Here is a 21192-nt window from a genome sequence, read left to right as displayed (position 1 = left end):
CGCCCGCCTCTCGGAATTCCCTCGGGCCGAATCCGGACTGGGGTCAGGCGGTCTGCAATGTGTGCGGTTCGCGTGTGATGGTGTCGAGGGCGGCCTGCGAGGCGGGGTCGGAGGCCCGGTAGACGACGAGCCGCTGGTGCGGGTCCTGCAACGGGGCGAGCACCTCGAACTCGACGGTGAGCGGTCCCGCCTTCGGGTGCTGCAGGCGCTTGTGCCCCCGCCCGTTCACCCTGACGTCGCGCTGCGCCCACAGCCGGACGAACTCCTCGCTGCCCGAGGTCAGCGCCGCGACCAGGTCGGCGAGCGCGCCGTCATCGGGGTGGGCGGCGCACGAGGCGCGCAGGTCGGCGATGCCCTCGCGGATCACCTGTTCACGGTCGCGGTAGAAATCGCGCATCGCGGGATGGACGATGCACAGCCAAATCGAATTGCGCTGGTCAGCGGGCAGTTCGCCGAAGTCGAGCATCAACGCGGCCATCTCGCGGTTCCAGGCGAGGATGTCGAACCGGTGGTCGAGCAGCATCGCGGGTAGCGGTGACAGATCTTCGACCAGCCGCGCGAGAGAGCTCGCCGCCCGACCGGCGCCGACCGGCCGGGCCGCCGGCCGCTGCCCGGCCAGATCGAACAGGTAGCCGCGCTCGTCATCGCTCAGCCGCAGGACGCGGGCGAGCGCGTCCAGCACGCTCGGGGAAGGGCGCAGCCCCCGGCCCTGCTCCAGGCGGACCACATAGTCGACGCTGACGCCCGCGAGCTCGGCGACCTCCTCACGGCGCAGGCCGGGCGTGCGCCGGGGCCGCTCGGACGCGGGCAGGCCGACATCGGCCGGAGCGAGACGTTCCCGGCGGGCACGTAAGAATGCCGCCATTTCCCGGGTGGTGTCCATCGCCTCGATCCTACGACCGCGGGTGGGAGAGCCGATCCCAGGAAAACCCTTCCCTGGCCGCCGTCACCACCACTGCCGCAGCCTGGACCCGGCACCACGACATGAGGAGAAACCGTGGAACTCGACACCTATCGTCTGCTGGGACGCTCCGGCCTGCGCGTCTCACCGCTGTCGTTGGGCACGATGACGTTCGGGACCGACTGGGGCTGGGGCGCCGACAAGGACGAGGCGCGCCGCATCTTCGACGCCTATGTCGATCGGGGCGGGAACTTCATCGACACCGCCAGCCAGTACACCGGCGGCACCGCCGAGCGCCTGCTCGGCGAATTCGCCCGCGAGAGGCGAGAACGCCTGGTACTGGCCACCAAGTACAGCATGGCCAGGCGTCCGGACGACCCGAACTCGGGCGGCAACCACCGCAAGAGCCTGGTCGCCTCGGTCGAGGAGAGCCTGCGCCGCCTGGACACCGACTACATCGACCTGCTCCACCTGCACGTCTGGGACGGCACGACCCCGGTCGAGGAGGTGCTGCGGGGACTGGACGACCTCGTCCGGGCGGGCAAGGTCCTCTACCTCGGCATCTCCGACACCCCGGCCTGGCAGATCTCCCGCATGCAGACGATCACGGACCTGCGCGGGTGGGCGCCGCTTGTCGCCCTCCAGGTCGAGTACAGCCTCGTCGAGCGGACCACCGAACGCGACCTCATCCCCATGGCACGCGAGCTGGGCCTGGGCGTTGTCCCGTGGTCGCCCCTGGCGAGCGGTGTGCTGACGGGCAAGTACACCCGCGCCGACCTGAATCACGAGGGCGGCACGGACAATCCGGAGGGAACGCGCAGGAACGTCGCGGCCGCCAACGGATCGCTGACCGAGCGCGGCCTGGCCATCGCCGATGTGGTGCGGGACGTCGCCGCTGAGATGGGACGAACCCCCTCACAGGTCGCGCTCGCCTGGACCCTGCTCAACCCGGCGGTCACAGCGCCGATCATCGGTGCCCGCACGCTCGACCAGCTCGACGACAACCTCGGTGCGCTGGACGTCCGCTTCGCCGAAGGCCACCTCGCCGACCTGGACAAGGCCAGCGCGATCGAACTCGGCTTCCCCCACGAATTCCTGGCCCGCCCCATGCCACGCCGCGTCATCTTCGGCGACACCCGCATCGAGAACCACGCATGAGACAGCCCGCCAGGTGGCGACGAGCACCGAGCGCTTACGCCGCTGGTGCGCTAACGACGAAGCGTCAGGGGACGACACGTGGTTCCCCGAGTTCATGCCGTCCAGCGGCGTGCGTAGGACTCCGCCCGAGGACGCCATGACCGCCGATCTGGCCGCCGCGATTCGCAAAGCGGGACTCATCCCGCTCGAAGCCCCGAACCGTTCCGGTTGGCATGGAGTGAATTCCGCCCGGCGGGGCCCATTAGGCTGCAGCCAGGAGACGATCTTGCTCTCGGTCGGACGGATCATGCATGGCAGGGAATTGGATAAGTCGAACGAGGTTCTCGACCGTAACGGGGAAACCGCTTTTCGCTCCCGTAGGCGTCCCCTAGTCCGGGCCAGAGGCTGATGCTGCCAACGGATCACCTGTTCTTCGGGCAAATTGCGTGGATTTGGCTGGCTGTGGAGTACAGGCGATGAAGGGTAGGCCGCATCTGGCCTGAGCGTGGGTCTCGTCGTGTGCGGCGAATCGTGTGAATGTGCTCCTGACTGTGATCCCGCACTCAGGAGTTACCTCATGGTAAAGATCAGGATGATCGTGCACGGCCTGGTGCTTCCGCTGGTGGCCGGATCGACGTTCATGGCCGTGAACGCGGCCGTCGGATCGGCCGCGGCGGCCGAGGATCCCAAGGCGGGCGACGCCTGTACGGCCGCCGATCTGGGGAAAAGACATCCGTTCGTCAAGAGTGCGGTGACCGACCCCACCATCACCCATTTCAAGGGGTTCTACATCACCGACGGCTCGACCGGCACTCAGAGCGTCACGATGAGCACCCAGACCGTGATCGCGGTCGAGGTCGGGAACACGACCCAGATCAGCAGCGGGTTCAGCATCGGGGCCCTGTTCAAGGTCGAGGCGTTCGTCAACCGGACGGTGAGAAAGTCCACCGCCACCACCAACGCCCAGTCCCAGACCATCACCTGGAACTTCCTCAAACCCGGCTACTACGGCCTCTACCAGGGGACGAGCAAGGTCACCGGCGTCTACGGCAGCCTCAACTGCGGCCGGGTCGACCTGGGCGGCGGCCGGTTCGCCACTCGGTGGGTCGAGCGTCCGGGCGGTACGTACACGACCTTCTCCACGATCGAGGAGGGGGCCGTCCGATGTGAGGACAGCGTGCCCGCCGGCAGCATCATGAGCAAAGCCCAGAAGGTTTTGGGCTGCACAGGCGCCCCGGCGAAGGCGCCTCAGCCGTCGTCCGCCCCGGTCGATAAGGCTCCGGGCGACCGCGTTGCGGCGCCCGCGGCGCTGCCGCCGGGTTTCACCTGTTTGGCGGGCTACTACCGGATCGCCACTCCCGATCGTCTGCTGTTCTGGTGGAACGCCGATGGCACCGCCGAGTTCCGGCTGCATGCCTGGGCGAAGTCCACCAGGGCGCAGTGGCAGGTCTGCCAGGGGCCGACCACGGACGGCATGGTCGAGCACGTCTTCCTCACCCGCCAGAGCAAGAAGTGCCTGACCTTGAAGGCCGCGGACGCGCCCGCGGAGAGCGCCCGGTTCGTCGAGGAAGGATGCCGGACCGTCGACGATGGCCAGCGGTTCTACCTCTACCAGGACGTGCCCGGCTCGAACCTCGTCGGCCTGCAGAACAAGATGAGCGGATTCATGATCGGCCAGGAGCGCATCACCGACAACGAGACCATGCGGCAGTACAGCACGGGCAAGGCGGACGGAACGGGAACCTACGTCCTTGAGCCGATCCCGTAGGAGGCCGAAACCCTGCGTCCTTTGTGGAATCTAGTTCCACAAAAGGCGTAGGGTGGGGGCGTGGCTGAGGTGAAGAAGGTCGTGATCGTGGGGGGTGTGGCCGGTGGGATGTCGGCTGCGACCCGGTTGCGCAGGCTTGACGAGAGCGTGGAGATCGTCGTCATCGAGCGGGGCGAGCACGTCTCGTTCGCCAACTGCGGGCTTCCGTACGTGGTGGGCGGGGTCATCCCCGGCCGGGACGACGTGCTGCCGCACACGCCGGAGTCGCTGCGGCGGCGCTTCAACCTCGATGTGCGGACCGGGCAGGAGGCCCTCTCCATCGACCCGGACGGACGCGTCGTGGAGGTCCGCGACCTGCACGGGGGCGGAACCTACCGCGAGCCGTACGACGAACTGGTGCTGAGCACCGGGGCGCGTCCGATCGTCCCGGACGTGCCTGGCATCGAGCGGGCCCACACGCTGCGGGACATCCCCGACATGGACGGCCTGCTCAAAGACCTCGACGCGGGCGCGCACAGCGCCGTGGTCGTCGGCGGCGGGTTCATCGGCCTGGAGACGACGGAGAACCTGGTGCGGCGCGGTCTCGACGTGACCCTGGTCGAGGCGTCCGCGCAGGTCCTCGGGCATCTGGACGTGGAGATGGCGCGGCCGGTCGAGCGCGAGCTGCGGCGCAACGGCGTGCGGCTGATGCTGGAGACCGCGGTGACGGGCGTCGACGGCGCGGGCGTCGCCTTGCCCGATGGGTCCCGTGTCGCGGCGGACGTGGTCGTCCTCGCCATTGGGGTCACGCCGGAGTCGGAGCTCGCGGCGGAGGCCGGCGCGGAACTCGGTGCGCGGCGCGCGATCGTTGTCGACGAGCGGCAGCGCACCAGCCTTCCGCATGTTTTCGCTGTTGGTGACGCGGTCGTGAAGCGGGACCGGCGCGGCGGTGAGCTGCTCGCGCCGCTCGCCAACACCGCGAACCGGCAGGGGCGGCTCGTCGCGGACGTCATCGCGGGACGCGACGCGGGTCTCCGGCCGACGCTCGGCACGGCGGTGCTGCGGGTGTTCGACGTCGTCGTCGCGTCGTCAGGACGGTCGGAGGCGCAGCTTCGCCGGGCCGGGGCGGATCCTCGCGTCGTTCACACGCATCCCGCGAGCCATGCCGGCTACTACCCGGGCGCGCAGCCGATGTCGCTGAAGCTGTGCGTCGACCCGGACGACGACGCGATCCTCGGCGTGCAGGGCATCGGCGGCGAAGGCGTCGACAAGCGCATCGACGTGGTTGCCACGGCCATGTCGGCGGGTGTGACCGCGAGCGGGCTCGCTGACCTGGAGCTGGCGTACGCGCCGCAGTTCGGGTCGGCGAAGGACCCCGTCAACATGCTCGGGTTCATCGCGGAGAACCTCCGCGACGGGGTGGCCGGCACCGTGCAGTGGCACGCGCTGGACGCGGCCGTGGCCGCGGGCGCGCAGCTCGTGGACGTGCGCACCGCGGGCGAGCACGCCGCGAACCGCATTCCGGGCGCCGTCAACATCCCGGTCGACGAGCTGCGCGACCGGATCGGCGAGATCGGACGCGAGGCGATCGTGCACTGCGCGGTCGGGCAGCGCGGGCACACGGCCGCGCGCATCCTCGCCGGTCACGGTGTCCGGGTGCGGAACCTTGACGGAGGTATCCGCACCTGGCTCGCGGTGTTCCCCGAGAAGGACGACTAAGCCTGGGGGCGGGCGGGCTCGGGGGTGCTGGTCGTGACGGTCACTTCCGGCGCTTCGCCGTCGAACCGCTCGACTTGGACGCGGGCTAGCTGGCCGCTGCAGCCCTGCGTCAGGCTCGATGTTCCGGCGTCGATCGTCACCGCGTTCGGGTTGCCGTGCACGCACGTGTTGACGCCGTCGATGGTGATCGGGTCGAACCAGGCGCCTGTGGAGAGTTGGACGACGCCCGGGACGACGTCGTCCGACAGCGCCGCCCCGGCCAGGCAGGCGCCGCGCTCGTTGTGGATCCGGACGACGTCGCCGTCCCGGATGCCGCGGCGGGCGGCGTCGGCCGGGTTCAGCCGCGCGGGCTCGCGGCCGGAGACCTTGCCGTTCTGGCTAGTGGCGCCGACGTCGAGCTGCCCGTGCAGCCGGGTCGCCGGGTTGTTGGCCACGAGCTGGAGGAAGCCCTGTTCGAGCTGCTCGTCGGTGACGCGCTCGGACGGCTCCAGCCAGCGCGGATGGCCGCCGCAGTCGGCGTAGCCGAACGACGCGATCGTGGCCGAATGGATTTCTATGCGGCCGCTCGGCGTCCGCAGGGGGAAGGCGTCCGGGTCGCGGCGGAATGCCTGCATGGGAAGCTCGTCGCGCTGCTGCGGCGGAATCGTCGCGCCGCCCTGCTGCCAGAATTCCTCGTAGGACGGTGCGTCATGGCCCGCCTGGCGCAGCGCGTCGGCGAATTCCCGATAGAGCGTCTCGACCCATTCCGCTGCGGACCTGCCTTCGGTGAAGGCGTCGAGCACTCCTAGCCGTTCGGCCAGGCCGGAGAAGACGGCGTAGTCGTCGCGGGCCTCGCCGTGCGGTTCCAGCACCTGGTGCATCGCCATGAGCCGCCGGTCGTGGCGTCCGGCGCCGATGTCGTGCCGCTCCAGCGACAACGTCGCAGGCAGGACGATGTCCGCGTGCCGGGCCATCGACGTCCAGTACTGCTCGTGCACCACGATCGTGTCCGGACGGCCGAACGCCTCACGCAGCCGGAACAGATCCTGATGGTGATGGAACGGATTCCCGCCCGCCCAGTAGACGAGACGGATGTCGGGGTAGTCGCGCCGCTGGCCGTTGAAGTCGTAGGGCTGACCGGGGTTGAGCAGCATGTCGGCGATGCGCGCTACGGGGATGAATTCGTCGACGGCGTTGTGGCCTTGCGGAACGGCCGGGATCGGCACGGACATCGGCGGACTGCCGTTGTTGCCCATCGAGCCGAGCGAATAGGCGAGGCCCAGACCGGGCCGTCCGATATCGCCGAGTAGGCAGGCCAGGGACAGCGCCGCCCACAATGGCTGCTCGCCGTGCTGGGCGCGTTGAAGGGAATGGGTGACGTTCACCAGGGTCCGGGCGCCCGCGGCGCGGCGGGCGAGCGCGGTGATCTGCTCGGCCGGGACGCCGCACAGCGGACTCGCCCATTCCGGTGACTTCGGCGGCTCGCCGTCCCGCCCGAGCAGGTAGCCGGCGAACTCCTCGAAGCCGACCGTGCAGCGGTCGAGGAACTCCTGGTCGTGCAGGCCCTCCGTCACGAGGACGTGGCACATCGCCAGCATGAGCGGGACGTCCCCGAACGGACGCAGCGGCACCCACGTGGCGGCGAACTCGGGCGGGTAGTCGTCCCGCAGCGGGCTGATGTTGACGACCTGCCCGCCGTTGCGGTGCAGCTCGTCCAGCGCGGACCGGACGCGGTGCTCGGCGATGCCCCCGCTCGCCACGAAGGTGTTCTTCAGGGGCATCCCGCCGAATGCCAGCACCAGTTCGGCGTTTCCGGTGATGGCCTCCCACGTGTGCCACAGGCGGGCGATCTCCTCGGCCGGGGCCACGACGTGCGGGAAGAAGGTCTCCGCCGTCCCGGCGCTGTAGGTCCCGACTGAACGGACGTAGCCGCCGATGCAGTTCAGGAAGCGGTGGACCTGGCTCTGCGCGTGGTGGAAGCGTCCGGCCGACGACCATCCGTACGAGCCGCCGAAGATCGCGTGGTTGCCGTGCTCCGCCGTCACCCGGCGCAGCTCCGCCGAGAGCAGGTCGAACGCATCGTCCCAGCTCACCGGTGTGAATCCGCCGTCGCCGCGACGCGCCGGGCCCGGCCCGTGCTCCAGCCATCCCGTGCGCACCATCGGCCGGGTCACTCGTGTCGAGTGGTGGACGCTGCCCGCGATGTTGCCGAGCAGCGCCGACGGGTCGAGGTCTCCGGGGTCGGGGCGCACTTCCAGGCCGGTGTCCCCGATCCGGGCCTGGTACGGGCCCCAGTGCGAGCTGTGCGAGCGGAACGGCTGGTCGGCGGGCATCTTCTCACTCTCCACTCGGGCGGGCCCGGCCGTCCGGTGGCGGACGGCCGGGCCCTCGGACACCCTGCTCAGGCGACGGCGCGGATCGTCACCTTCATCGGTGCCGCGGAGGCCAGCGTGTGGTAGATCGGGCAGTTCTCCTGGAAGAACGTCACCAGCGTCTCCGCGTCATCCTGCGACGCCCCGCTGATCTCGAAGTCCATGGTGAAGCCGTCATAGACCGGCGGACGCACGTCGGGGTCGCGGCTGGACTCGACGTCGACGGTGACGCCTCGCAGCGTCAGGCCCATTTCGTCCGCCTTCAGCGAGATGACGGCCTGCGCGCAGGTGGCGAGTGCGCCGACGAGCAGTTCCTGCGCGACGAACGCCTCGGCGACGCCCCCGGTCGCGGCGCTGGCGTCGACGACGAGGTGACGGCCCTCTGCGGAAAGGATGAACCGGCCGGGTATTCCGGTCGTGCGGGTTTGTGCGGATGCGGTGGCTGCCATGTGATCCTCCTCGGGGATTCGCGCTTCGGGTCAGGAACGGGTTGCGGCCGCGCCAGCCGCGCCGGCCGCTCCGGCCAGGACGAGCCGGACCCCATGGATCTGGGCCGGGTCGAGCGCCGTGGTGTGGGCGGACGGGGTGGTGGCGTCGAGCGCGCCGACGGCGAGCGTCACCTCGTGGACGACCGGACCGACCGCCGCCAGCCGAGCTGCGGCCTCGGTGCCCTCCCGAGGTTCGAGCAGCGCGATCGAGCGCTCCCCGAACGAGTAGACGGTCGACTGCCCCTCGGGATGCGATTCGCGGCGTGGGGTGTCGCACCCGGTGAGCAGGGCCAGGCCGGACGCGGCGGCGTCCGGGTCGTCGGTGAGGATGGTCACCGCGGCGATGGCCGTGGCGCCGTTGCGGTGCGGGTCGGTGCGCGGCACCCGGATCTCGCGCGGCGTCACGTCCTCCAGGACGAAGGGCAGCTCCGGCCGTCCGGCGCCGATGCCGAGCGCCGACATCCGCAGGGTCCACTCCGGCCCGTCGGCGCGGCGCTTGCCGCCCTCCGCGAACGGGGTGTGCGGAAGACCGCGGTCGCCGGCCTGAGCGAGCAGGCCGCGCAGGTCGGTCGTCGTGACCGAGTAGTCGGCGAGGCCCTCGCCCGCCTCGTCGTACTTGAACCAGCGGTGCTTCGCGGCCTCCGGGTCGTCCCGGTGGAAGGCGTAGAGCTCCAGGTAGGAGCCGTCCGCGAAGCAGACGAGGCGGTGTTCGGCGATGTGCGCGCCCTCGTCGTCGCGGCGGGTCACCTGGAAGCCGGCGTCCTCGAACGAGCGGACCGCGGTCTCGATGTCCCGCACGAGGACGATGACGTGGTCGAACGTGGTGATCATGCAGTCTCCTGGTGGGGGATGGCGGGCATGGCCGCGGGGACTCCGCTGCTCGCGGTGGCGGGGCCGTCGTCGGCCGTGAACTCCAGCAGCCGGGTGTCGGCGCTCGCGATCGCGGTCGTGGCGCCGCCCCACGGCGCGGGCGTGCGGGCGAACGGGCCGGTCGGGGTCGCGAACCGGCCGGGGTCGAAGGGCCGCAGGACCGGCGGCCGCTCCCCCGACTCCAGCCACCCGGCGACGTGCCGTCCGACGGCGGGGGCGAGGGCGAACCCGTGCCCGCTGAAGCCGGTGCAGGTGAAGTAGCCGTCCACGGGTCCCGGGCCGATGATCGGGATCATGTCGGGGGCGAACTCGCGGACGCCCGTCCAGCGGCCCTGGAACGGGGCCGCGGCGAGCGCCGGGGCGAGCTCGGCGAGCTTGGTGCGCGCCTGCCGGGCGGCGACGCCCGCGTGGGCCAGGCTGAAGGTGTACTGGGTCGGGTCGGGACGGGTCGCCGCGCCGAACACCACGGAGCCGTCCGTCCACTGGACGCCGTTGAAGTCCATCGCCGCGCTCGCCACCCAGACGTCCGCGAAGCGGGCCAGCGGCACGGTCCGGAACATGTGCAGGCGGCTGGGCGTGACGGGCAGATAGTCGTCCACCAGCGCGGCGACCGTCGGCGACCACGGGCCGGCTGCGTTGACGGCCAGGTTGGTGGCGACCGTCAGCTCGCCCGCGCGGACGGCCGTCACCTTCCCGGCGGCGACGTCGATTCCGTCGACGGCCGCGCCGCCCACGATCGTGACCCCGGCGCGTTCGGCCGCGCCGATGAGCGCGGACATCGTCAGCTCCGGGACGGCCATCCCGTCCGGGGCGGAGAAGACGCCGCCCGTGTACGTGGGCGCCAGGCCGGGCGCCATTTCGCGGACGGTCGCGGCATCCACCGGTTCCGGGTTCACTCCGTGTGGCCGCTCGCGGGACGCCCGCTCGTGGAGCGATTCGAGCTGGCCGGCGGTGTAGGCGACGGCGAGGTGCCCGCAGCGGCGGAATCCGGTCGGGGCGCCGAGCCGGTCGTCCAGGCCGTCCCACAGGTCGAGCGCCTCGCGCGCCAGCGGGATCTCCAGGATCGCGCGCCCCTGCAGCCGGACGCCGCCGCCGTTGCGCACCGACGCCGCCCGGCCGGGCGTGGACCGATCCAGGACGACGACGCCGAGCCCGCGCCCGGCCAGCTCCAGTGCCACGAAGAGACCGATGATCCCGGCCCCGACCACGACGGCGTCCGCGCCGCGCGGGGCGATCCCGGCGGGCCTGGTCACGCGGCGCCGCCCGGCCGGCGCCGCGCGATCGCCGCGCGCATCCGGTCCAGGATCTCGCCGAGCACCTCCGGCGACGTCGCGAAGTTGAGCCGGACGTGCTCCGCGTACTCGGGCCCGAACTCCTCACCGCCGCTCAGCTGCACCTTCGCCGACTCGCGGAAGAACTTCGCGGGGGTCGTCGTCCCGTCCAGGCCGAGGCCGCTGCAGTCGAGCCAGTACAGGTAGGTCGCCTCTGGCGGGTGCCCGGTGACGGCTGGCGCCAGCTCCTCGACGAACGCGGTGACCGTGTCGCGGTTGGTCTCCAGCTGGCGCAGGACGGCGTCGAACCAGTCGCCGGCCTGCCGCCACGCGGTGATCGTGGCGTCCGCGCCGGCGACGTTGAGGCCGCCGAGCATGCGGGGCGGGAACCGCTTGTGGAAGTCCGCCTGCAGCTTCGCCGAACCGAAGTGGATCACCGCGCAGCGCAGCCCCGCCAGGCTGAACGACTTGCCCGCCGAGTACAGGGTGACGGTGCGCTCGGCGATCTCCGGGCTCAGGCTCGCCATCGGCAGGTGCCGGGCGTCATCGAACAGGAAGTCGGCCCAGATCTCGTCGCTGACCATCACCAGGTCGTGCTCGATCGCGATCTCGGCGACGGCGGTCAGCTCGTCCCGGGAGAAGACCCGTCCGGTCGGGTTGTGCGGGTTGCACAGCATCAGCATGGACGCGTCGCGCGCCTTCTCGCGGAGCCCGTCCAGGTACAGGGCCCAGCCGCCGTCCCGCCTGGTCATGTGGTCGACGACCATCACGCGGCCGGTGTCCTCGATGCCCTCGCGGAACGGGTCGTAGGTCGGGCCCTGCACGATCACGCGGTCGCCGGGACGGCTGAACGCCTGCACCGTGTCGAAGATCGCCTGGACCAGGTCGGTGCAGGCGAGGGCGCGGGCCGGGTCGACGTCCCAGCCGAACCGCGCGCGCATCCGGTCGGCGAAGACCTCGGCGACGGCCGTGCCGAGCGGCTTGCCGTCCCGGTAGGCGTAGCCGAAGTCGGACTCGCGGACGAGCCGGCCGAGCACGTCCGCGACCGGCGGCGCGGCACGGACGTCCATGTCGGCGACCCAGGCGGGCAGCACGTCCTCGCCCACGAGGGCCCATTTGCCGCCGCGGCGGGTCTGCAGCTCGTCCTTGCTCAAGAACAGGTCACTCATCGTGCACCCCTTCCGGTGTCGGGTCGCGCGCCGTCGCGGACGCGCGCGCGGGTGAGGTCCAGCAGGCGGCCGATCCGCTCGGGGGCGGGGACGGCGGCGCCGAAGGTCAAGGTCAGCTCGTCGGCTCCGGCCTGCGCGTATTCGGCGAGGCGGGCTGCGGCGTCGTCCAGCGTCCCGGCGACGCCGAGGGAGGCGAGGAGGTCGGGGGAGAGTTCGGCGCGGATCGCCGCCGCCGTCGCGCCCGCGTCGCGGAGCGCCCGCAGCCGGTCGAGTTCGGCGCCGTGCCCGAGCCGCCGGAGCTGCTGCGGGAAGCCGTGCCCGGACGGCAGCGCCGGGTTCCCCAGCGCGAGCGGAAGCGCCGTGGCGAGCAGGGTGCCTGCGGCCTCGTCCGGATCGTCGGCGATCACGACGGGGAGGGAGAGGACGATGCGGGGGCGTCCGGTCAGCTCCGACTCCCGCCGTCCGGCGTCGAGGATCTCCCGCACCGCGGGCAGGTCGCGCGGACGCAGCAGGCCGCAGATGACGCCGTCGGCCAGCCGTCCCGCCAGCCCCAGCATCCGGACGCCCGCCGCGCCGACGTAGAGCGGCACGGGCGGCGGGGTCGTCTCGATCGACACGTCCTCAAGCCGCAGGTAGTGGCCTTGCAGGGTCGTCGCGCGTCCGGCGAGGAGGGAACGGAGTGCGCGCAGCCACTCCTCGACGGCGGCCAGCGGACGGACGTCGTCCGGCAGCCCACGCGACCGCCGCCACGCCGGGCTCGCGAGCCGTCCGGACCCGATGCCGAGCCGGAACCCGCCGCCCTGCAGAGTGGCCACGGTCGCCGCCGCGGTGGCGGCGGACATGACGTTCCAGTCGCCCACCGGCAGCACGCCGACCCCGGTCTCCACGGTCGCGCCCTGCGCCGCCGCCCGCTGCCAGGCCTGGCCGGAGACCTGGAAGGGGTCGGTGTCGGGGGTGGCGGGGGCCCAGTAACCGTCCACGCCGAGCCCGGCCGTCGCGGTGACCGCGTCCAGCGCCGGGCCGAGGCCGGTACTGCGCGCCCGCAGTCCGAGGGAGAGCCTCACAGCTGCCTCGCGGCCTTGGCGCCCTCGAAGATGGCCTGCTCAAGCTGGCGCGGAGCCCAGCAGTCGCCGACGGCGACGACCGTCCCGACGTGCTCGCGCAGCTCCCGCCACACGCTCCGATCGGCCTCGCCCTTGCTGCACAGCACGACCGCGTCGGCCTCCAGCAGCCGGCGCTCGCGGTCGAGGCGCTCGACCACCGCTCCGGCGTCCTCGACCGCGACGACGCTTTCGAGGGCGTGCATGACGACGCCCTTCTGCAGCAGCCGTTCGTAGAACTTGTGCCAGGTCATGAGGTCGCCGTCCACGCCGGGGAAGGGCGCGGGGGTGACCAGCGTGACGGCGTGCCCGCGGTCGGCGAGGAATTCCGCGACGCTGAGGCCGCCCCAGCGCCCGTCCCAGTCGCCGAGCACGACCCGCTCGCCGAGCACGATCCGTTCGCCGAGCGCAGTGCCCTCGATCGCCTGCCTGCCGGTGAACACGTGCGGCAGGTCCGCGCCGGGCAGGTCGGGCGGGACGTCACTCGAGCCGGTCGCCACGATCACCGCGTCCGGCCGCAGCGCGCGTACGGCGGCCGCGTCCGCCGCCACGCCGAGCCGGACGTCGACGCCGTGCGCGTCCAACCGGCTCCGGTACCAGCGCAGGATCGTGCCGTACTCGCCTCGGTGGGGCGTGCGCTCGATCAGCCGGAGCTGGCCGCCGAGATCGCCGCCGCTCTCGAACAGCGTCACGTCGTGGCCCTTCTTCGCCGCCACGCGCGCCGCCTCCATCCCGGCGGGACCGCCGCCGACCACGACGACGCGCTTGCGCGCGGACGAGGGAGCGGCCGACAGCGGCGCCCAGTCCGACTCCCGGCCGACCCGCGGGTTGTACACGCAGGTGATCGGGCCGACGCGCTGCTGCCTGCTGAAACAGCCCTCGTTGCAGTAGATGCAGGTGCGGATCTCGGCGGCGAGGCCGTCCCGGGCCTTGTTCACGAGCTCCGGTTCCGCGATCTGCGCGCGGGTCATCGCGACCATGTCGGCGCCGCCGGTGCGGACGATCTCGTCCGCCGTCCAGGGGTCGAAGATCTTGCCGACGCAGAAGACCGGGATGTCCAGCTCGGCCTTCGCCATCCGCGCCAGCGGGACGAGCACGCCCGGCTCGACGGTGATCGTCGGGTAGTGGTGGGCGCGGCTGCGCATGCTGGAGTTGGTCCCGGCCGTGATGTCGACGAAGTCGAGCCGTCCCCACTCGACCATCAGCTTCAGCCAGCGCAGGCCGTCCTCAGCGCGGTACCCCTCGTCGACGACCTCGTCCAGGCTGAAGCGGATGCCGAGCGGGAAGTCGGGTCCGACGGCCGCGCGCGTGGCCTCCAGCACCTCGCGGGCCATGCGGAGCCGGTTCTCCTCCGCGCCGCCGTACTCGTCGGTGCGCCGGTTGGAGTGCGGCGACAGGAATTCCTGGACGAGGTTGCCGTGCGCGAACGACAGCTCGACCCCGTCCAGGCCGCCGTCCCGGACGCGGCGCGCCGCCGCGGCGAACGCGCGCACGATCCCGGCGATCTCGTCGCGCTCCAGCTCGTGCGGGACGTCTCGGGTGCGGTCCATCGGGATCGGCGACGGGGCCAGCGGCGGCTGCCCGTCCACGCCCATCACGGTGTTGCGCCCGGAGTGGGACAGCAGCGCGAACACCGCGGTCCCCTCCGCGTGCAGGGCCGCGGAGATCCGCCGGTAGTCCGGGACGATCGAGTCGTCGATGTTCTGCAGCCCGGTCAGCGACGCGGAGACGCCGACGGCGGCGGCCGGGTCGACCGACGTCGCCTCCAGGACGATCAGGCCGACGCCGCCGCGCGCCCGTTCCAGGTGGTAGGCGATCAGCCGGTCGTTGATGCCCCCGTGCGAGAAGCCCGTGCCGTGCGCGCTGCTGAACACCCGGTTCCGGACGGTCAGCCCGCCGATGGCCAGCGGGCTGAGCAGGTGGTCGAGCGAAGCGTCGCGGGGCCGTTCCGGGGGTTCGGCGACACCGGACGGCGAAGTCTCTGTGCTGGTCACCCGGCTTGCCTATCACCCGCTCACGTGCCGAATCAAGAGTTTGTGGAATCTAGTTCCACAAACAGAGGTAGGGTCCGATGTGCGGGTGGCGGCGTCCATCGGACAGTGGATCGGCGCATAACGTCGACACTGCTGGGCGATGCATTCGAGGTCATGAACGAGTTCGCGCGTCTTCGGCGCTCGGTCGCGACAGACCCTTGTCAGAGCCTGGCACACCCCTCTATGTTTTGTGGAACTTCATTCCACAGATGTCCGGAAACGGTGATCAGAGCAGGTCAGCCGTGCCGGCCGCAGATTGGAACCGGACCATGCACCTGCCTTCCGCCGCGCCGTCGCGCGGACGCGCCACCACCCGCCCCGGCACCGCCCGACAGAGGATCACGGCAGCGCTCGCGGTGGGTGTCCTCGCCCTCACCGCCGCCTGCTCCTCCGGGCAGGACGACCCGTCCGGCTCGGCGCCCGGCGCGGGCGGCGAGGTCAACCTGGCCGAGCAGAAACAGCTCAAGCCCGCGTTCACCAAGGACGAGAAGCTGCACGGCATGCTCCCGGACAAGGTGAAGCAGGCGGGCGTGGTGAACGTCGCGCTCAGCACCGGCAACCCGCCGATCACCATGCCCGGCCGGACGCAGGACACGGTCAGCGGACTCGTCCCGGACCTCCAGACGGCGGTGTCGCAGCTGCTCGGCGTGAAGTTCGAAGGGGTCATATACCCGACGACGGCGGCGCAGCTGCTGGCCATCAGCTCAGGCCGCGCGCAGATGGCGTGGAGCACCAACGCCGACACCCGCGAGCGCCAGCAGAAGTACGACTTCGTCGATTACATGAAGATCAACTATGTGCTGGCCGTTGCACCGCGCAACCCGAAGAAGATCAACGAGACGAAGGACGTCTGCGGAAAGGTGTACGGCTCCGTCAAGGGATCGATCGACATCAGCGACGCCGTCGCCGCGATGTGCAAGAAGAACGGCCTCGACGCCCCGAAGATCTCCTACCTGGAGGACGTGCCCAGCATGCTGCTGGCGCTGAAGTCCGGGCGGATCGACACCTACCTCACCACCGACACCTACATCGTCTACGAGCGGTCGCAGGGCAACGAGATCGAGTCGGTCCCGCCGCCCATGGGCGCCGACACGATGTTCGGCATCACCATCTCCAAGCAGGACAAGGAACTCAGCGCGGCGGTGCTCGCGGCCCTCAAGAAACTGCATGACGAAGGCTGGTACAAGCAGGCGTTCGACCATTGGGGCGTGACCAAGATGATGGTCCAGCCGGGGCTCAACATCGGCGACCAGACGGCCCTGTTCGGCTGATGTCGCAGGCACACGAGACATTGGGCGGCGGCGCCGGGCTCGCGAAGGAACCCGGGGCGGCCGGAACGCGGGCCGGGGAGAACGCCGTCCTCATCGGACGGCGCCATCCCTGGCGCTGGGTCAGCGGCGCGCTGGCCGTCGTCGTGGCCGGCGCGGTCCTCAAGTCGATCCTCACCAACGAGGCGCTGGAATGGGACGTCGTCCGCGAGTTCTTCCTCGACGGCGGAATCCGCAAGGGCCTCTGGACGACCATCTGGCTCACCCTGGCCGTCACCGGGGTCGGGCTGCTCCTCGGCACGTTCATCGCCGCGATGCGAATGTCGAAGAACCCGGTGCTGTCGGGCCTGGCGTGGCTCTACATCTGGATATTCAGATCGGTTCCACTGCTCGTCCAGTTGCTGCTCTGGTTCAACATCGCCTACCTGTATCCGACCATCTCGCTGTCCGTCCCGTTCGGCCCGGCGCTGTTCTCCGGAGCGTCGAACGAGCTCATCTCCCCGCTGATGGCGGCATTCCTCGGACTCACCCTGCATGAGGCCGCCTACGCCGCGGAGATCGTGCGCGGCGGCATCCTTTCCGTCGACCAGGGACAGACCGAGGCCGGGGACGCGCTCGGGCTCAGCCGGGTGAGGATCTTCCGCCGGATCGTGTTGCCGCAGGCCATGCGCAGCATCGTGCCGGCCGCCGGGAACATGCTGATCGGGACGCTCAAGGGCACGTCCATCGTCAGCGTCATCGCCGTCACCGAGCTGCTCTACTCGGCGCAGTTCATTTACAACCGCACCTTCCAAGTGGTGCCGCTGCTCGTCGTGGCGACGCTCTGGTACATCATCATGACGACGATCCTGTCGTTCCTCCAATACTTCGTGGAGCGCTATTACGGACGCGGCGCCACGCGCAACCAGCCGGACAACCCGGTGCGCACGTTCGTCTCGTCCGTGCAGAGAATCTTCGGCCGGTTGAATTCGGCCGGGCAGGCTCGGGGAGGCGGAAAATGACCGTCGCGAAATCCGCCGCGGAATCCGCCGCCGACACCGAGCCGATGGTCCGGATCTCCGGGCTGCGCAAGAGCTACGGGGATCTCCAGGTTCTGCGCGGGCTGTCGCTGGACGTGGCGCCCGGCGAGGTGCTGTGCCTCATCGGCGCGTCCGGGTCGGGGAAGAGCACCATGCTGCGGTGCGTCAACCGCCTGGAGAACTGGGACGCGGGCACCATCGAGGTGAACGGCGAACTGGTGGGCTACGCGCCGAAAGGATCGGCGGCGGGCGAGGCGCCCGTGCTCCGCGAACTGCCGCCGAAACGGATTCGCGCCCAGCGCGCCGAAATCGGAATGGTCTTCCAGCACTTCAACCTCTTCCCGCACATGACGGCGCTGGAGAACATCATCGAGGCGCCGGTCGCCGTCCGCCGGATCGGCCGCAAGCAGGCCGTCGCCGACGCCGACGAACTGCTGAAGATGGTCGGCCTCGAAGCCAAGCGCGACGTCTACCCGCGCCAGCTCTCCGGCGGGCAGCAGCAGCGGGTCGCCATCGCCCGCGCCCTCGCCATGAAGCCGAAGCTGATGCTGTTCGACGAGCCGACGAGCGCGCTCGACCCGGAACTCGTCAAGGAGGTCCTCGGCGTCATGCAGCTGCTCGCCTCGACCGGCATGACGATGATCGTGGTGACGCACGAGATGTCGTTCGCGCGCGACGTCGCCGACCGGGTCGCCTTCATCGACCAGGGCTCGATTCTCGAAATGGGTCCTCCGGACGAGGTGCTCGTCTCGCCCCGGCACGAGCGGACCCGCGCGTTCCTGAGCCGGCTGCTGTGACAGGAGCGGCATGACAGAGAAAGGACGTCCCATGGCGGACGAGACCGGAGTGTGGAGGCCGGGGCCGCAACTGCTCCGCCATTCCCGCATCGTCGAGTTCGCGAACTGGGCGCGGGACGAGAAGGCGGCGCCACTGTCCGACGCCGCCGACTACTTCGCGCTCCAGGAATGGTCGGCGACGCACGTCGAGGACTTCTGGGACGCGGCCGCGCAGTTCTTCGACGTCCGTTTCCACACCCCGCCGCGGGCCGTGCTCGCCGACCGGGCGATGCCGGGCGCGCGCTGGTTCCCGGGCGCGACCCTGAACTTCGCCGAGCACCTGCTCGCCGGCCACCCCGGCGACCGCACCGCGATCATCGCCCTGGACGAGACCGGCGGCCGCAGGAACGTCACCTACGCCGAGCTGCGCGAACTGGTCGCGTCGTTCGCCGCGCACCTGGACGGCCTCGGCGTCCGGCCCGGCGACCGGGTCGCCGGCTACCTGCCGTCCGGCGTCGAGGGCGTCGTGGCCTTCGCCGCCGCGGCGAGCATCGGCGCATGCTGGGCGCAGGTGGGACTCGACTACAACGCGCCCGCCGCGGCCGACAGGCTCGCTCAGCTTGAGCCGGTCGTGCTCGTCGCGGCGAGCGGCTACCGGTTCAAGGGCCGCGCGCACGACCGGCGCGACCAGGTGACGGAGCTGCGCCGACGGCTTCCGAGCCTCCGGCACACCGTCACGGTCGACCCGATCGGCGCCCCGCTGCGGCTGTCCGGGGATGTGACGGAATGGGAGGACGCAACGGCAAAGTCTGCGGCCTTCGCGCCCGTCCCGGTGCCGTTCGACCATCCGCTGTGGGTGCTGTTCACGTCCGGGACGACCGGACTGCCCAAGGGCATCGTCCACGGGCACGGCGGGATCCTGCTCGAACAGCTCGTCGCGGAGGGGCTGCACTTCGACCTCGGCTCCGGCGACACGTTCTTCTGGTACACGTCTCCGAACTGGATGATGTGGAACGTCCAGGTCAGCGGGCTGCTGTTCGGGGCCACCATCGTCCTTTACGACGGCGGCCCCACCAGTCCCGGCGTCGACGCGCTGTGGAGGATCGTCGCCGAGAACAGCGTGAGCGTCTTCGGCACCAGCCCCGGCTACCTCCAGGCGTCCGCGAAGGCGGGCCTCGAACCGGCCCGCGACCTCGACCTTTCCGCGCTGCGCACCATCGGGGTCACCGGGTCGGTGCTGCCCGCGTCCGGGAACCGGTGGGTGCGCGAGCACATCGGCGCGGACGTCCAGGTGAACTCGGTCAGCGGCGGCACCGACATCGTCGGCGCGTTCGTCGGCGCGGCGCCCACGACCGCCGTCCGGGACGGCGAGATCAGCGGCCCCGCACTCGGCGTCGCGCTCGCGGCCTGGGACGACGACGCCCGCCCGGTCATCGGCGAGCCCGGCGAGATGGTGATCACCGCGCCGCTGCCGTCCATGCCGCTCGAACTCTGGAACGACCCGGACGGCGAGCGCTACCGCGACGCCTATTTCTCGACTTTCCCCGGGGTATGGCGGCAGGGCGACTCGATCACCGTTTTCGAGCACGGCGCCGTGCAGATCCACGGACGCTCCGACGCCACCCTCAACCGGAACGGCATCCGCCTCGGCACCGCCGAGATCTACGACGCCGTCGAGGCGCTGCCTTTCGTCCAGGACTCGCTCGTCACCGGAATGGAACAGGCGTCCGGCGACTACTGGATGCCCATGTTCCTGGTACTGACACCCGAGACGGAATGGACGCAGGAAACAGAGAGGATGGTCCGGGACGCGATCGCCCGGCACGCCTCACCACGGCATGTCCCCGACGATTTCCACATCGTCCCGGCACTGCCGCACACGCGCACCGGCAAGAAGCTCGAAGTGCCCGTCAAACGCATTCTTCAGGGCGCGGACCCGGCATCGGTGTTCAGCCCGGGAGCGGTCGACGCGCCCGAGTCGGTCGAATGGTTCGTCCGGCTCGCCGCCGAACGCCGAGCGAAATCCGAATGAGCGTCGCCGACGCGACGTCCACCCATAGACGAGGAGAGACCGTGCAGACCAGGCTGCGCATCTACACGCTGCGCGAAGGAAAGGGCGACGAATTCGTCCAACGCTGGACGGAGACACTCGTCCCGCTGCGCCGGAAGCTGGGCTTCGAAGTGCTCGGCGCCTGGCGCGTCCCTGACCGCCGCGAGTTCGTCTGGATCGTCGGCTGGCCCGGAGAGGGCAGCTACGACGACGCCGAACGCGCCTATTACGAGAGCCCGCTCCGAAAAGAGATTCCCTGGCGCGCCGAGGACTTCATCGAAGCGGCCGACATCCGGACGATCGAGGCCGTGGAAGGCTTCGGCGACCCCGCCGAAGCGTCGCGTGGCCCTATCCTGTGACCATGGCGACCGCCGAGATCGAACGCAGAACGGGCGCCCGCGCCATCGACCGCGCCATCGCCCTTCTTGAGGTCTTCTACGAGGTCGACGGAGCCATTTCGCTCAGCGAGCTGGCGACCCGGCTCGACCTGCCGCCGTCCACCGTCCACCGGGTCGCGCAGGCGCTGCTGCGCGGCGACCTCCTCGCCCAGGACCCGGAGACCGAGAACTACAACCTCGGCGCCGGGCTCGTGAACCTCGGCCAGGTGGCCGCGAAGCGCATCGGGCTGAGCCGCGCCATCGACGTCCTCAACGAGCTCGTCGCCGAGACGCAGGAGACGGCCGGTATCGCCGTCCTGCGCGGGCAGCGCGCGCACATGCTGGCGCGCGTCGAGACCGACAGCGCGCTGCGCGTCCACCTCGCCACCGGGCCGTTCGTCGGCCTGCACTGCACCGCCGTCGGGAAGCTGCTGCTGGCCTACTCGGCCGACCCCGCGCAGATGATCGACGACCTCGGCCCGCTGAAGGCGTACACGCCCGACACCGTCACCGACCCGAAGAAGCTCCTCGCCGAGTTCGCCGCGATCCGCGGCGACGGCTACGCCGTCAACGAGGGCCAGATGAACGTCGGGGTCCGGGCGCTGGCCGTCCCCGTCAAGGGTCCGGGCGGCGAGACCGTGGCGGGCCTATGCATCGAGGCCCCTGCGGTCCGCCTGGGCGACGACCGGATCGGCGACCTGATCACGCGAATGCAACTCGCCGCCGAGCGCATATCCAAGGTCGCCACATTCGACGGCTCCACGTGACGCCACCCAGCAGCACACGCCCGACCTGACTAGCCGCCGTCAGCTGGACGGCAACAGGACCGGCACATGCCCCTAGCCATGTCACTCACCTGTTCGCAACCTCTGCATCAATCGGACTGGCGGTAGCGACAAGGCCCTACTCGGCGTCA

Annotated in this window: 17 protein-coding genes; 9 read left to right on the top strand and 8 right to left on the bottom strand. The window is 70.7% G+C overall.

Going from position 1 to position 21192, the window contains the following annotated elements; genetic code table 11:
• Positions 1 to 43: 43 nt before the first annotated feature.
• Positions 44 to 883, bottom strand: coding sequence for a helix-turn-helix transcriptional regulator (locus tag ACH35V_RS15765; protein WP_395973006.1), 840 nt, complete (start codon positions 881 to 883; stop codon positions 44 to 46).
• A gap of 114 nt (positions 884 to 997) precedes the next feature.
• Here ACH35V_RS15765 and ACH35V_RS15760 point away from each other — a divergent pair, with 114 nt between their 5' ends.
• The 3 genes from ACH35V_RS15760 to ACH35V_RS15750 all read left to right on the top strand — a co-directional run bounded on the left by ACH35V_RS15760 (position 998) and on the right by ACH35V_RS15750 (position 5504).
• Complete coding sequence (locus ACH35V_RS15760) at positions 998 to 2059, top strand: aldo/keto reductase (protein WP_395973005.1); 1062 nt, start codon at positions 998 to 1000, stop codon at positions 2057 to 2059.
• Positions 2060 to 2615: 556 nt separating this feature from the next.
• Entirely contained in the window at positions 2616 to 3806 is a 1191-nt protein-coding gene (locus ACH35V_RS15755; RefSeq protein WP_395973003.1) for a hypothetical protein, read from the top strand.
• Positions 3807 to 3866: 60 nt separating this feature from the next.
• Positions 3867 to 5504: an FAD-dependent oxidoreductase gene (locus ACH35V_RS15750; protein ID WP_395973001.1), complete on the top strand. Its 1638-nt coding sequence runs from the start codon at positions 3867 to 3869 to the stop codon at positions 5502 to 5504.
• On the opposite strand, the gene ACH35V_RS15745 is transcribed toward ACH35V_RS15750, so the two are convergent.
• The 7 genes from ACH35V_RS15745 to ACH35V_RS15715 form a co-directional block, all read right to left on the bottom strand.
• Positions 5501 to 7816: a molybdopterin-dependent oxidoreductase gene (locus tag ACH35V_RS15745; protein WP_395972999.1), complete on the bottom strand. Its 2316-nt coding sequence runs from the start codon at positions 7814 to 7816 to the stop codon at positions 5501 to 5503. The two genes, ACH35V_RS15750 and ACH35V_RS15745, sit on opposite strands and share 4 nt — an antisense overlap.
• Before the next feature lie 68 nt (positions 7817 to 7884).
• Positions 7885 to 8304 carry an OsmC family protein gene (locus ACH35V_RS15740; protein WP_395972997.1) on the bottom strand — a complete coding sequence of 140 codons (420 nt, stop codon included), beginning with the start codon at positions 8302 to 8304 and terminating at the stop codon, positions 7885 to 7887.
• Between the two features lie 30 nt (positions 8305 to 8334).
• On the bottom strand, positions 8335 to 9174 hold the full coding sequence (locus tag ACH35V_RS15735; RefSeq protein ID WP_395972995.1) for a VOC family protein: 840 nt from the start codon (positions 9172 to 9174) through the stop codon (positions 8335 to 8337).
• On the bottom strand, positions 9171 to 10466 hold the full coding sequence (locus ACH35V_RS15730; protein WP_395972994.1) for an NAD(P)/FAD-dependent oxidoreductase: 1296 nt from the start codon (positions 10464 to 10466) through the stop codon (positions 9171 to 9173). Before ACH35V_RS15730 ends, ACH35V_RS15735 begins: the two co-directional genes overlap by 4 nt.
• Positions 10463 to 11653, bottom strand: coding sequence for a MalY/PatB family protein (locus ACH35V_RS15725; protein ID WP_395972992.1), 1191 nt, complete (start codon positions 11651 to 11653; stop codon positions 10463 to 10465). Before ACH35V_RS15725 ends, ACH35V_RS15730 begins: the two co-directional genes overlap by 4 nt.
• Entirely contained in the window at positions 11650 to 12717 is a 1068-nt protein-coding gene (locus ACH35V_RS15720) for an LLM class flavin-dependent oxidoreductase (protein WP_395972991.1), read from the bottom strand. The genes ACH35V_RS15725 and ACH35V_RS15720 overlap by 4 nt, the downstream gene beginning before the upstream one ends.
• Positions 12714 to 14747, bottom strand: coding sequence for an FAD-dependent oxidoreductase (locus tag ACH35V_RS15715; RefSeq protein ID WP_395972989.1), 2034 nt, complete (start codon positions 14745 to 14747; stop codon positions 12714 to 12716). Before ACH35V_RS15715 ends, ACH35V_RS15720 begins: the two co-directional genes overlap by 4 nt.
• 308 nt (positions 14748 to 15055) lie before the next feature.
• Between ACH35V_RS15715 and ACH35V_RS15710 the strand changes: the two genes are divergently transcribed.
• From ACH35V_RS15710 to ACH35V_RS15685, 6 genes are read left to right on the top strand one after another with little or no spacing between them, the layout of a single operon-like run.
• Positions 15056 to 16057, top strand: coding sequence for a transporter substrate-binding domain-containing protein (locus ACH35V_RS15710; protein WP_395972987.1), 1002 nt, complete (start codon positions 15056 to 15058; stop codon positions 16055 to 16057).
• Positions 16057 to 17055 (top strand): amino acid ABC transporter permease, encoded by a 999-nt coding sequence (locus ACH35V_RS15705; RefSeq protein ID WP_395972985.1) that lies wholly within the window; start codon positions 16057 to 16059, stop codon positions 17053 to 17055. Before ACH35V_RS15710 ends, ACH35V_RS15705 begins: the two co-directional genes overlap by 1 nt.
• Complete coding sequence (locus tag ACH35V_RS15700; RefSeq protein WP_395972983.1) at positions 17052 to 17870, top strand: amino acid ABC transporter ATP-binding protein; 819 nt, start codon at positions 17052 to 17054, stop codon at positions 17868 to 17870. Before ACH35V_RS15705 ends, ACH35V_RS15700 begins: the two co-directional genes overlap by 4 nt.
• Before the next feature lie 31 nt (positions 17871 to 17901).
• The gene (locus ACH35V_RS15695) at positions 17902 to 19881 is read left to right on the top strand and encodes an acetoacetate--CoA ligase (RefSeq protein ID WP_395972981.1); all 1980 of its coding nucleotides are present in this window, start codon (positions 17902 to 17904) and stop codon (positions 19879 to 19881) included.
• A 41-nt stretch (positions 19882 to 19922) separates the two neighbouring features.
• A complete protein-coding gene (locus ACH35V_RS15690; protein ID WP_395972979.1) occupies positions 19923 to 20258 on the top strand; it encodes a hypothetical protein in 336 nt (111 codons plus the stop codon).
• Positions 20259 to 20260: 2 nt separating this feature from the next.
• Positions 20261 to 21043, top strand: a complete 783-nt coding sequence (locus ACH35V_RS15685; protein WP_395972977.1) for an IclR family transcriptional regulator — start codon at positions 20261 to 20263, stop codon at positions 21041 to 21043.
• Positions 21044 to 21192: the final 149 nt, after the last annotated feature.

This window comes from Actinomadura sp. 1N219, from assembly GCF_044326405.1.
Taxonomy (GTDB): domain Bacteria; phylum Actinomycetota; class Actinomycetes; order Streptosporangiales; family Streptosporangiaceae; genus Spirillospora.
The sequence above is the reverse complement of the archived record's forward strand: the minus strand, read 5'-3'. Positions and strand labels throughout refer to the sequence as shown.

What these genes read in the sequence shown, in the direction of transcription:
- ACH35V_RS15765 (WP_395973006.1), bottom strand. Translation starts at nt 883, where the DNA reads ATGGACACCACCCGGGAAATGGCGGCATTCTTACGTGCCCGCCGGGAA.
- ACH35V_RS15755 (WP_395973003.1), top strand. Translation starts at nt 2,616, where the DNA reads ATGGTAAAGATCAGGATGATCGTGCACGGCCTGGTGCTTCCGCTGGTG.
- ACH35V_RS15745 (WP_395972999.1), bottom strand. Translation starts at nt 7,816, where the DNA reads ATGCCCGCCGACCAGCCGTTCCGCTCGCACAGCTCGCACTGGGGCCCG.
- ACH35V_RS15740 (WP_395972997.1), bottom strand. Translation starts at nt 8,304, where the DNA reads ATGGCAGCCACCGCATCCGCACAAACCCGCACGACCGGAATACCCGGC.
- ACH35V_RS15735 (WP_395972995.1), bottom strand. Translation starts at nt 9,174, where the DNA reads ATGATCACCACGTTCGACCACGTCATCGTCCTCGTGCGGGACATCGAG.
- ACH35V_RS15725 (WP_395972992.1), bottom strand. Translation starts at nt 11,653, where the DNA reads ATGAGTGACCTGTTCTTGAGCAAGGACGAGCTGCAGACCCGCCGCGGC.
- ACH35V_RS15710 (WP_395972987.1), top strand. Translation starts at nt 15,056, where the DNA reads ATGCACCTGCCTTCCGCCGCGCCGTCGCGCGGACGCGCCACCACCCGC.
- ACH35V_RS15705 (WP_395972985.1), top strand. Translation starts at nt 16,057, where the DNA reads ATGTCGCAGGCACACGAGACATTGGGCGGCGGCGCCGGGCTCGCGAAG.
- ACH35V_RS15700 (WP_395972983.1), top strand. Translation starts at nt 17,052, where the DNA reads ATGACCGTCGCGAAATCCGCCGCGGAATCCGCCGCCGACACCGAGCCG.
- ACH35V_RS15695 (WP_395972981.1), top strand. Translation starts at nt 17,902, where the DNA reads ATGGCGGACGAGACCGGAGTGTGGAGGCCGGGGCCGCAACTGCTCCGC.
- ACH35V_RS15685 (WP_395972977.1), top strand. Translation starts at nt 20,261, where the DNA reads ATGGCGACCGCCGAGATCGAACGCAGAACGGGCGCCCGCGCCATCGAC.